Origin of the sequence: Chitinophaga japonensis, assembly GCF_007830125.1 — a bacterium.
Lineage (GTDB): Bacteria > Bacteroidota > Bacteroidia > Chitinophagales > Chitinophagaceae > Chitinophaga > Chitinophaga japonensis.
Map to the genome: position 1 here is coordinate 1,573,252 of NZ_VLLG01000003.1, position 12,096 is coordinate 1,585,347.

The 12,096-nt window shown below is 54.6% G+C and carries 10 protein-coding genes; 8 read left to right on the plus strand and 2 right to left on the minus strand.

The genetic code is table 11. The annotated features are described in order from the left end of the window. Positions 1-21 precede the first annotated feature (21 nt). The 8 genes from LX66_RS15390 to LX66_RS15425 all read left to right on the plus strand — a co-directional run bounded on the left by LX66_RS15390 (position 22) and on the right by LX66_RS15425 (position 11,593). Positions 22-2,373 (plus strand): glycosyl hydrolase family 95 catalytic domain-containing protein, encoded by a 2,352-nt coding sequence (locus tag LX66_RS15390; protein WP_145715025.1) that lies wholly within the window; start codon positions 22-24, stop codon positions 2,371-2,373. Positions 2,374-2,419: 46 nt separating this feature from the next. Further along, positions 2,420-4,603, plus strand: coding sequence for an alpha-galactosidase (locus LX66_RS15395; protein ID WP_145715027.1), 2,184 nt, complete (start codon positions 2,420-2,422; stop codon positions 4,601-4,603). 5 nt (positions 4,604-4,608) lie between these two features. Then, positions 4,609-5,814 (plus strand): SGNH/GDSL hydrolase family protein, encoded by a 1,206-nt coding sequence (locus tag LX66_RS15400; protein ID WP_145715029.1) that lies wholly within the window; start codon positions 4,609-4,611, stop codon positions 5,812-5,814. Between the two features lie 26 nt (positions 5,815-5,840). Beyond that, entirely contained in the window at positions 5,841-6,740 is a 900-nt protein-coding gene (locus LX66_RS15405) for an AraC family transcriptional regulator (protein WP_145715032.1), read from the plus strand. A 101-nt stretch (positions 6,741-6,841) separates the two neighbouring features. Continuing rightward, positions 6,842-8,077 carry an enolase C-terminal domain-like protein gene (locus LX66_RS15410; protein ID WP_145715034.1) on the plus strand — a complete coding sequence of 412 codons (1,236 nt, stop codon included), beginning with the start codon at positions 6,842-6,844 and terminating at the stop codon, positions 8,075-8,077. After that, complete coding sequence (locus tag LX66_RS15415) at positions 8,074-9,729, plus strand: sodium:solute symporter (RefSeq protein ID WP_145715036.1); 1,656 nt, start codon at positions 8,074-8,076, stop codon at positions 9,727-9,729. The genes LX66_RS15410 and LX66_RS15415 overlap by 4 nt, the downstream gene beginning before the upstream one ends. 12 nt (positions 9,730-9,741) lie before the next feature. Next, on the plus strand, positions 9,742-10,518 hold the full coding sequence (locus LX66_RS15420; protein ID WP_145715038.1) for an SDR family NAD(P)-dependent oxidoreductase: 777 nt from the start codon (positions 9,742-9,744) through the stop codon (positions 10,516-10,518). A 166-nt stretch (positions 10,519-10,684) separates the two neighbouring features. Next, a complete protein-coding gene (locus tag LX66_RS15425) occupies positions 10,685-11,593 on the plus strand; it encodes an NAD(P)/FAD-dependent oxidoreductase (protein WP_145715040.1) in 909 nt (302 codons plus the stop codon). A gap of 95 nt (positions 11,594-11,688) precedes the next feature. Here the strand turns inward: LX66_RS15425 and LX66_RS15430 are convergent, their stop codons facing one another. Together LX66_RS15430 and LX66_RS28165 are read right to left on the minus strand one after the other, a co-directional pair. Beyond that, the gene (locus LX66_RS15430; RefSeq protein ID WP_145715042.1) at positions 11,689-11,916 is read right to left on the minus strand and encodes a hypothetical protein; all 228 of its coding nucleotides are present in this window, start codon (positions 11,914-11,916) and stop codon (positions 11,689-11,691) included. Continuing rightward, on the minus strand, positions 11,898-12,068 hold the full coding sequence (locus LX66_RS28165) for a hypothetical protein (protein ID WP_158642649.1): 171 nt from the start codon (positions 12,066-12,068) through the stop codon (positions 11,898-11,900). The genes LX66_RS15430 and LX66_RS28165 overlap by 19 nt, the downstream gene beginning before the upstream one ends. Positions 12,069-12,096: the final 28 nt, after the last annotated feature.

Genomic DNA, 12,096 nt, shown 5'->3' on the forward strand with positions numbered 1-12,096 from the left:
TTAACTACAGCATATTTAACGATGACCGTAAGCAAGCATTTAACCTTCATTGTAATAACTGGTATTATACTTTTCCTGTCCCTGCCGGCTTTTACCCAACAAGCGCCCTTGCGCCTCTGGTATGAGCAGCCGGCGGCCGTATGGGAAGAAACCCTGCCGCTGGGCAATGGCCGCCTGGGCATGATGCCGGACGGCGGCGTAAGCACGGAGCAGATCGTGCTGAATGACATTACCCTGTGGTCCGGTGCGCCGCAGGACGCCAACAATTACGGCGCTTACAAACAACTGCCGCAGATCCGCCGCTTGCTGGCCGAAGGCCGTAACGACGAAGCCCAGGCCATCATGAACCAATCCTTTGTATGTACCGGTAAAGGCTCTACGGATGTGCCTTTCGGCTGCTTCCAGGTGCTGGGTAGCCTGCAGTTGCAGTTTGACTACAAGGGTGTAGCGGGCAAGCCTGCGCCCTTTGAGGATTATGAAAGGGAACTGTCTTTGCGCACCGCCATTGCCCGCGCTACCTACAAAGTGAACGGGGTGGCCTATACGCGGGAATACTTTACCGGCTTTGGCGACGATGTGGGCCTGATCCGCCTGACCGCTGACAAGCCTGGACAACTGAACCTGCGCCTTACCATGAGCCGGCCGGAAAGGTTTACCACCCGTACCGAGGGAAAGGAGCTGCAAATGTACGGGCAGTTGGAAAGCGGCGCCGATACACCCGGCATGCGCTATATGGCCCGGGTGCAGGCCCGTCTGAACGGCGGCAGCCTAAGCACGGAAAACGATGCGCTGCTGATAAAGGACGCTACCGAAGTGATCCTGTATGTGTCCATGGGAACGGATTTCAGGAATCCCGGCTTTAGAGAAAGCACCGCGCAGTTGCTGGCCGCTGCCATGAAAAAGTCCTGGGCCGCTCACAAGCAGCAGCATACAGGCAATTATCAAAAACTGTTTAACCGCCTCAGCCTGCAGTTGGGCGCCACACATGCGGAACAGCTACCTACGGACAAGCGGCTTATCGCCTTTGCGGAGCGCCCGCAGTCGGATGATGCACTGGCGGCCCTGTTCTTCCAGTTTGGCCGCTACCTCAGCATCAGCAGCACGCGTGTAGGCCTGCTGCCACCCAACCTGCAGGGCCTGTGGGCCAACCAGGTGCAAACGCCCTGGAATGGCGACTACCACCTGGATGTGAACGTGCAGATGAACCACTGGCCGCTGGAGGTGAGCAACCTTTCCGAGCTGAACCTGCCGCTGGCGGAGCTGGTAAAAGGACTGGTAAAGCCCGGTGAAAGGACCGCCAGGGCCTACTATAACGCAGACGGCTGGGTGGCGCACGTGATCACTAATGTATGGGGCTTTACCGAGCCGGGGGAGAGCGCTTCCTGGGGCATTACCAAAGCAGGTTCCGGCTGGGTGTGCAATAACCTGTGGGAGCACTATGCTTTTACCAACGATAAAAAATACCTGGCGGATATTTATCCCGTTCTGAAAGGCGCCGCAGAATTTTACAGCAGCCAGTTGGTGGAGGACGCCAAAACCGGCTGGCTGGTCACTTCGCCGTCCTCCTCGCCGGAGAACTGGTTTTACCTGCCCAACGGTAAAACCGCCAGTGTATGCAATGGCCCTACCATCGATAACCAGATCGTGCGGGAGCTGTTCGGCAACATGATCACTGCTGCTAAAATACTAAACAGGGATGCGGATCTCCGCCGAAAACTGCAGGGGCAACTGCAAAAGGCGGCGCCTGTTGGCGTAGTGGCCAAAGACGACGGCCGCCTGCAGGAATGGCTGGAGGACTACAAGGAACCGGAGCCGCAGCACCGGCATATCTCGCATTTATACGGCCTGTTCCCCGCTGCGCTCATCACGCCAGCGGCCACGCCGGAACTGGCGGAGGCCTGCAGGAAAACGCTGGAGCGGAGAGGAGACGACGGTCCCAGTTGGTCCATTGCCTACAAGCTGCTATTCCGGGCGCGGCTCCACGATGGCAACCGCGCATACAAATTGTTTACCGACCTGCTGCGCCCTACCTTAAAGACCAACATTAACTACGGCGCCGGCGGCGGTACTTATCCCAACCTGTTCACCGCCGGACCGCCTTTCCAGATAGACGGCAACTTCGGCGGGCAGGCCGGTCTGGCGGAAATGCTGCTGCAAAGCCATGAAGGATACATTCACCTGCTGCCCGCCCTGCCGGACCAGTGGAAAACGTCCGGCAGCATCCGGGGCTTTAAAGCCCGCGGCAACTTTACCGTGGACATGAGCTGGAAGGACGGACGTGTAGTGAGCTACCGCATTGCATCGCCGCAGCCGCGCAAGGTAAAGGTGAAAGTGAACGGGGAACTGAAGGAGGTAATGGCGGAAAGGATATAGAAAATTGATCATCATGTTATAAATTAGGCAGCTTAAACTATTCGGAATGAAATATATCACCCTGTCCACGTTATTTTTCGGCGTCAGCTTCTGTTTGCATACCGTCAACGCACAAAACATTGTCATCCCGGTGCAGACCGCTCACCATGCGCAGGTATTGCAGGTAAGTGATAACAAGGACCTGAGCACGATCTGGTTTGGCGAAAAGCTGGCAAACGCCGGGGAATACGGCCAGGCGCCGGGCGTGTATAAAATGTCTGATTACACGGGGCAGCTCAACGCTGCCTACACCCCGGCAGGTTCCCGCAACCTGGCGGAGCCGGCCATTACGGTGACTCATGCGGACGGCAACAATTCCCTGGACCTGAAATATGTGCGCCACGAAGTGAAGCGGATAGACGATAACGTGTCCCTGCTCACCATCCGGCTCAAAGATCCCGTATATGATCTTGAAGTGACCTTATACTACAAAACCTATTTCAATGAAGATGTAGTGGAGCAGTGGAGCGAGATCCGGCATCATGAAAAAGGGAATGTGGTGCTGCATAAATTCGCCTCTGCCAACCTGTACCTGCAGGCCGGCGCTTTCTGGCTCAACCAGTACCACGGCGACTGGGCAAAGGAAATGCAGCCCGAAGAATCCCGGCTGACGCATGGCATTAAAACGCTGGACAGCAAGCTGGGTACCCGCGCCAACCTGTTCCAGCCATCCGTGTTCATGGTATCCCTGGACAGGCCCGCCACGGAAGATGAAGGCAGCGTTATGTACGGCGCACTGGAATATAGCGGCAATTTCCGTGTGGACCTGGAACTGGACCCGGAAGACAACCTGCGCATTATGGCGGGTATCAACAACTACGCCTCCGACTATACGCTGGCCCCGGGAGAAACATTTACCACGCCCGCTTTCCTGTACACCTTTTCCGGCGAGGGCAAAGGAGCCGCCAGCCGCAACCTGCACCGCTGGGCCAGGAACTACAAGCTGCTGGACGGCAAAGGCACGCGGCTAACCCTGTTGAACAACTGGGAATCCACCTACTTTGATTTTAATGAACAAAAGCTGTTTGCCTTGCTGAAAGAAACGAAATCCCTGGGTGTGGACCTTTTCCTGCTGGATGATGGCTGGTTTGCCAACAAGTATCCCCGCAATGACGATCATGCAGGGCTGGGCGACTGGCAGGAGAATAAAAGCAAGCTGCCGAACGGCATTGCCTCACTGGTGAAAGAAGCGCAAAAAGAGGGAGTAAAGTTCGGCATATGGGTAGAGCCGGAAATGGTGAACCCTAAAAGCGAACTGTATGAAAAGCATAAGGACTGGGTGATACGGCAGCCCAAACGGGATGAATACTATTTCCGCAACCAGTTGGTGCTGGACCTCGGCAATCCCGAAGTGCAGGATTTTGTGTACGGGGTGGTGGATGATCTCTTTACTGAAAATCCCGGTCTCGCCTATATCAAATGGGACTGCAACGCTGTCATCTATAACGCCTATTCCGCCCACCTGGAGAACCAGTCGCACTTTTACATTGAATACATGCGCGGGTTGTACAAGGTGCTGGAAAGATTGCGGAAAAAGTATCCCAAAGTGCCCATGATGCTTTGCTCCGGTGGAGGCGGCCGCGTGGACTATGCGGCCCTGCAGTATTTCACGGAGTTCTGGCCCAGTGACAATACCGATCCGCTGGAACGCATCTTCATGCAGTGGGAGTACTCCTATTTTTATCCCGCCATCAGCAGCGCCAACCATGTAACGGACTGGGGCAAGCAGCCGCTGAAGTTCCGCACGGACGTAGCGATGATGGGCAAGCTGGGATTTGATATTGTAGTAAGCCGGCTTAATGACCAGGACCTGCAGTTCTGCCGGCAGGCGGTAAAGACCTACGACAGCGTGAAGGCCATCATCTGGCAGGGCAACCAGTACCGGCTGGCGAACCCGCGGGAGGGTAGCGTAGCGTCTATGCTGTATTTGAATGAACAGCAGTCCTCCGGCGTCCTGTTCAATTACCTGGTGAACAACCGCTACGGTGCAGGCAGCATCCGGCCTATCCGCCTGAAAGGACTGAAGCCGGCAGCAAAATACAGGATACGCGAAGTGAACCTGTATCCCGGCGCCCGATCTACCATTGATGCCAACAAAACCTATTCCGGCGATTTCCTGATGAAAGCAGGCTTCAATCCTGACGTGAATGCAGGCAGGGCCAGCGTAGTATTGCGGATCGATGAAATTTAGTAGATATGAAGCGGATCATTTTCCTGGCCTGCTGTATGGCAGGCTGTATTCAACTGGATGCTCAAAAAGCGCATGCCGTAAAGGAGCCGCTGAAAAGCGAAAGTTACATCAGCCGCTATGGCAACCTGGATAATGCCCTGTACCATATTAAAGGGCAGCGCAAGGCTACCATCGCCTTTTTAGGCGGTTCCATCACCCACATGAAGGGCTGGCGCGACAGGGTAGGGAATTACCTGGTATCCGCTTATCCCGGCACTGCCTTTACATTCCTGAACGCAGGCATCCCTTCGTTGGGTAGCCTGCCGCATGCGTTCCGCCTGCAGCGGGACGTGCTGAACCGGGTACAGCCCGATCTGCTGTTCATAGAATCCGCGGTGAATGACCAGGTGAACGGCACCCCCGTTGAAATCCAGCGCCGCGCGCTGGAAGGCATTGTAAGGCATGTGCTGAAGAGCAGCCCCGGTACCAACATCGTGCTGATGGCGTTTGCAGATGAAAGCAAGGTGGCGGATTACCGTGCCGGCAAGATACCGGCGGAAGTGCAGGTGCATGAGGCAATAGCAAAATATTATCACCTGCCCTTTATTAATCTCGCCAGGGAAGTGACGGACCGCATAGCCGCCGGTGAATTTAGCTGGGAAGATGATTTTAAGGACCTGCATCCTGCGCCCTTCGGACAACGCCTGTATGCGCGTACCATCCGGCAATTGCTGGAAGGGGCCTGGAAAGGGAAACCTGTTCCGCAGCACGTGGCGAACGCCGTGCTGCCCCCACCGGCTGACAGCTTTAACTATGAAAAAGGCCGCTACCTGGATATTCATCATGCCATCAATAAAAAAGGTTTTCACATAGCTGCCTCCTGGCAGCCTGCGGACAGCATTAATACGCGACCCGGTTTTGTACGGGTGCCCATGCTGGTGTCCGGCGGTGGCGAAGCCTCGCTGGAGCTGCCCTTCACAGGCCGTGCTATCGGCATTGCGGTAGTGTCCGGGCCGGATGCTGGTGAGATCCGCTACAGCATTGACGGGCGGCCCATGCAGACGGCAGATCTGCACACGGAATGGAGCCACCTGCTGTACCTGCCCTGGTATTTGCTCCTGGGTGACGGATTACAGCCGGAAAAACATATTTTGCGCTTACAAACGGGGGCGCAGCACCGGGGATCAGCCAAAAATATATGCAGGATCGTGTATTTCCTGGTGAATGAGTGAACGGCCCGCCGCCACGTCACGAACATATGGGAACGAACAAGCGCAGGGACGGATTTGAAGGCCAAAAGCTGATCAGTTTGCCGGAAGCAGTATGCCAGAACCATGCACGGAAGCATGCTGCCACCAGCCAGGTGTATATTACCCATATCGGGTATTTTCCCAAAGCCTTTGCGCACTACCGGCTGCGGAAGAACGGCTGTAAAGACGATATCCTGTTCTACTGCCTGCGGGGCAGGGGCTGGTACCGCATCGGCAGCCGCTTCTTTACGGTAGGGCCTAACCAGTACGTGATCATACCGGCTACCACTAAATATCTTTGCTATGGCGCAGATGAGGAAGACCCCTGGACCATTTACTGGGTACATTTCAGCGGCGCGGATATGGAGGGGTTCAACAGGTCCCTGCACATCGGCGAATTTGACGGCCCCCGCGATATTCCTGTAAATGAAAAGGGGGTGCAGATCTGGGAGAACATGTATCGCAGCCTGGAAATGGGCTACAGCACCGAAAATCTTACCAATGCCAATTTTGGCCTGTACCATTTCATCACCACTTTCATATATCCTGACAAACACCAGCCACGAAAACACCCCGCAGAAGAGAACTATATTACTCAGACCATCCATTACATGCGCAGCCACCTGCACGAAAAGCTGACCGTAGAAGATATAGCGGCCACGCATCAACTGTCGGCCTCCTATTTTTCAACCCTGTTCCGTAAGGCCACCGGTATGCCACCTATCGATTATTTTATCCACCTGAAGATACAGAAGGCCTGCCAGTTGCTGTTCCGGGACAACCTGAAGGTAAAGGATGTGGCGGAGGCCATAGGGTACGACGATCCCTATCATTTTTCCCGCCTGTTCAAAAAGCATATGAACGTATCGCCGGAGCAATACAGGGCCAGCAGCCGCAAGGGCGGCTAATGGCTACCGGGACAACAATCGGATAATTCATCATAATGAAAGGATAAACCATTTTGCGGACCTCGTTAACAGGTTAATTTCACGCTGCTAATATAGATTCCATGATCAGTGACTTTGCCACATTTGACGCCCGTTTTCCACTGGGGGCGGGCGCCGGCAGCGACGCCATACACCGTAACCCGGTATATTCCTACGCAGTTACCCAATTAAAGGATGACGGCGGCCATACCGGCACCGGCCTGGCCTTTACCCTGGGCCAGGGCAATGAGCTGGTATGCCGGGCCGCGGCATTTTACGCGGAGCAGTTGAAAGGCCATGATATCGAGGAGCTGATGGCGGATTTTGGCAGCACTTTCCAACGCCTGTCCAACGAACAGCAGTTCCGCTGGCTGGGGCCTCATAAGGGCGTGGTGCATCTGGCGCTGGCCTCCGTAACCAACGCCTGCTATGACCTGTGGGCAAAGAAAAGGGGCGTGCCGCTCTGGAAACTGCTCACAGATCTTTCGCCTGAAGCGGTGCTCAATACGCTGGACCTTTCCTACCTGGAAGATGTGCTCAACAGGGAACAGGCCCTGCGTTTGCTGCAGGCCTGCCACGGCAGCGCACATACGCGCAGCGGCATACTGCAGCAGGGATATCCGGGATATGATACGTCCATCGGCTGGTTTAACTATACAGATGAGCAGGTACGGGAAAATACCCGCAGGGCTGTAGGGGAAGGGTTTACCGCCATGAAGCTGAAAGTAGGCGCTGCAGACCCGCTGCGGGACATCCGCCGGGCGCACCTGGTACGGGAAGCGGCCGGAGAAGGCGTGAAGGTAATGCTGGACGCCAACCAGCAGTGGACCTTGCCACAGGCCCTGGAAATATGTGAACAATTAAAGGGTATGCAGCCCTACTGGATCGAAGAGCCTACCCATCCCGATGATGTGCTGGCCCATCAAACGCTGGCAGCCGCCATTGCGCCGTTGCGGCTGGCGCTGGGGGAGCATGTGCCGAACCGCGTTGTCTTTAAGAACTACCTGCAGACCGGTTGTGCCGGTTTTATACAGGTGGATGCCGTGCGTGTGGGCGGCGTCAGCGAGTTTATCACTATCAGCCTGTTATGCCGCCAATACGGTGTACCGGTGGTGCCGCATGTAGGAGATATGGGGCAGCTACACCAGCACCTGGTGCTGTACAATCATATTGCGTTGGACCATCCGGCCTTGTTCCTGGAACATATTCCGCACCTGCAACCGCATTTCGTATACCCGGCGCAGGTAGCCGGCGGAATATACCGCACGCCCCTGGAGCCGGGCAGCAGTTGTGACCTTAAAATGTACGCACGTTCATGATACAGCCGCTGGATCTTGCTATTTGCGCTTTATATGTGACCGGTATTGTAACTATCGGGTTATGGTCCGGCATCCGGCACCGGAAAAAGCATGCTGGCGGCAATACGGCCGGGGAGTATTTCCTGGCAGGTAAAACGTTGAAATGGCCGATGATAGGGCTGGCGCTGTTTGCCACCAATATTTCCTGTGTGCACCTGGTAAGTCTGGCCCAAAGCGGGTTTGACACTGGCCTGCTGAACGGGAACTTTGAGTGGATGGCCGCTTTTACGCTGGTGCTGCTGGCGCTGTTCTTTGCGCCTTTCTATATCCGCTCCGGCGTGACCACCCTGCCCGATTTCCTGGAGCAACGTTATGACCGCGCCTGTCGCGACTGGCTGGCGATCGTATCCGTTGTATCCGCCATCATCATACACATCGCTTTTTCGCTGCTGGCAGGCGGCATTGTGCTGCATACCCTGTTTGGTGTGGATATGTATACCAGCGTAATCGTGATCTCCCTGCTGACAGCGGTATACACGATTGTAGGCGGGCTTACGGCCGTGGTGGTCACCGAGTCTGTGCAGACCATTGTATTGCTGGCCGGGGCTATCATTATCAGTATAGCCGCCTGGAACAGGATGGGCGGCTGGGCGCCCATGGTGCAGGTGCTGGAAGCGCAGCACGCGCTGGATAAGCTTTCCATGCTGCGCCCGGCGGGCGACGGCAGTGGCATGCCCTGGTACGCGGTGTTCCTGGGATACCCGGTGCTGGGCATCTGGTACTGGTGTGCCGACCAGACCATTGTACAGCGTGTGCTGGGCGCAAAGGATGAAGACCATGCCAGGGTAGGCGCCCTGTTCTGCGGGTTCATCAAGATACTGCCCGTGTTCATTTTCGTACTACCGGGCCTGTTTGCCTATACCCTGTCCAAAGCCGGTCTGCTGGATATCAGCGCGTTGCGTATGGTAGATGCTGCCGGCAGGGAGGTGGTGAACAGCAAGGGCATTTACACCGTGATGATCACCCAGTTGCTGCCCGGCGGGCTGACAGGTATTGTGGCGGCGGCCCTGCTATCAGGTCTTATGAGCCAGGTGTCCGGCGCGCTGAATGCCATTGCCACGCTTTGCAGCTACGATATTTATAAGCGCTACCGCCCCTATGCATCTGGCACAAAACTGGTAAAGGCGGGCAGGGTATCGGCAACTGCAGCCCTGTTGTTGTCCCTTGCGCTGATGCCACTGCTCAATAGCTATGAAAGCATCTTCAACGGGCTGAACGATGTGATCGCACACATAGCGCCGCCTATTACCTGCGTGTTCCTGCTGGGCATATTCTGGAAGAAGGCATCTGCCAGGTCGGCCCGGCTCACTTTGTGGATCGGCTCTGCGCTGGGAACGGTAGTATTCGCCGTGAACAAATTGTTCCCGCATACCCCTGCCGGGCATATTCCTTTTATGATGATGGCTTTTTACCTGTTCTGCACCTGCATAGCGCTGCAGGTGATCTTTACTATTTGTTACCCGGACCCACCGGCGGCCGGCAGAAAAGTACTGTACTGGGCTTCTCCCCGCGAACCGTTGCAATCGCCCGGCTGGAAAGGGATCGGTAATTATAAATTGCTGTCCCTGGTACTGCTGGCCGTAATGGCGCTGTTATTCTGGTGGTTCCATTAAAAAAGCTTTTTTATGTTGTTATCGGATAAGGTTATTTTTCTGACAGGCGGGTCTATGGGCATCGGCTTCGAATGTGCGCGCAAGTACGCAGAAGCCGGCGCCAGGGTAATAGTGGTGGCCAATGATGCCGCATCGCTGGACGCCACGGCACGGCAACTGGGGCCGGCGCATGAAGGCATACTATGCGACGTATCAACCCCGGCGGATGTGGAAGCAGCTATACAACAGGCGTTGGACCGCTACGGCCGGATAGACGCCATTCACAACAATGCAGGTATTGCCACGCCTTCCAAACCCTTGCACCTGACCACGGAGGATGAATGGCAGCGCCTGTTTGATGTAAACCTCAAAGGCATATACCTCACTACCCGGTACGGGCTGGCCGCGCTGCAGGCCTCCCGTGGCTGTATCCTGAACACCAGTAGCCTGGTAGGGGAGATAGGGCAGGAGAACCATGCCGCGTATACAGCTACCAAGGGCGCGGTGAACAGCCTTACCAAGTCCATGGCGCTGGATTATGCGCCTTTTCATATCCGGGTGAATGCCGTAGCGCCTGCGGCCGTATGGACGCCCATGCTCCGGCAATGGAACAGCGAGCAGGAGCACGCCGCCGCCATGGAAGCTTACCTGCAGCACATACACCCGCTGGGCTACTGCCCGGAAGGCGATGTAATTGCCGATGCCGGCGTTTTCCTGCTGTCGGAAAAGGCGCGCTTCATTACCGGTTGTATACTGCAGGTAAGCGGCGGTGCAGAGCTGGGATACCGGAGCGTACTGAAATACCAATGATGTCATTTGCAGATTGAGCTACAGGTTATGAACATTATTATCTTTGGGAGATCGTATAGGGAAAATAATTTGCAACAATGTTGCATTTATTGAAATAATCCTATCTTTGCGTGACCAGGTGCCAGGAAAACTTATGGCAGGAGGGAACTTATAAAAACAAGAACCAATGACAAACAGCAACCACTTTGACGTAATCATCATAGGCGGCAGCTATGCAGGACTTTCAGCCGGCATGTCGCTGGGCCGGGCCTTACGGAATGTACTGATCATTGACAGCGGCAAGCCCTGTAACCGGCAGACGCCGCATTCACATAATTTCCTGACCCAGGACGGGCAAACGCCGCAGGCTATTTCCACGTTGGCCAGGGAGCAGGTGGCAAAGTACAGCACGGTGCAATTCCTGGATGGCCTGGCCACCAGCGGGGTAAAGAAGGAAAAGGGCTTTGAGATAGGTACGCAGGCAGGCGACCTGTTTACAGCGAAGAAACTGGTCTTTGCCACCGGCGTGAGGGATGTGATGCCCGATATTAAAGGGTTTGCCGGGTGCTGGGGAATTTCTGTTATCCATTGCCCCTATTGTCACGGTTACGAAGTACGGCATGAAAAAACAGGGATATTGGCTAACGGCGATATCGGCTTCGAGTTCGCCAGGCTGATCAGCAACTGGACCAGGGAGCTGACCCTTTTCACCAACGGCCCGTCCACCCTCACAGAAGAGCAGCGGGACCAGCTCTTCGGGCACCAGATCGGCATTATTGAAACGGAGATTGATCACCTGGAGCATCAGCAGGGCTACCTGCAGCACGTGGCATTAAAGGATAACAGGAACATTGCGCTGAAAGCGATGTATGCCAGGCCCGTTATGCTGCAGCATTGCGACATTCCTGCCGCCCTGGGCTGCGAGCTGAACGAACAGGGGCTGATCAAGGTGGATATGTTCCAGAAAACAACCGTGCCCGGCGTGTATGCCTGCGGCGATAGTTGCCAGCCCGCAAGAGCGGTTGCCACGGCGGTATCAACCGGTACTTTTGCCGGTGCGTCTTTGAACAGGGAGTTGATAGAGGAGCGGTTTTGAGGAAGGGGGCCTGTTAATGAAAGGATATTAGGTTAGTAGTTTTTGTAAGGCGAACTCACATATTACTATTTCAGTTGTATTGCTTAAATAGGCTACTATATATTTTTACGGAAATTCGCACATCTGAAATTTAACCGTTGCCACGGCAAATATTTACAAGAACGATGAACTACCTGTTCATCTGCTAATTTCCCGAAAAATTCAAAGGCTTGATCAACAAACTTTTTGGCAGTTTCCGGTAATCCTTCACTTTCAATATAAAAAGCAATCTTTGAAACAGCTTCTACAGCAGGCTCAAGAATAGTTACTTTTCTTTGGCCCATTTATCTATTAATTTATATGCAAGCTTTTTGCCTTGGTTGAGAGACATTTTTTTTGCAGGAGTTGTTTTTTGGGCCGCTTTAGTCAGTAAGTTTTCATATTCCTTTTTAGGAACAACAACATATGATTTATTATCAATTTTAATGGTATTCATGATCCGTCTCGTTTGAGTCAAATTTACA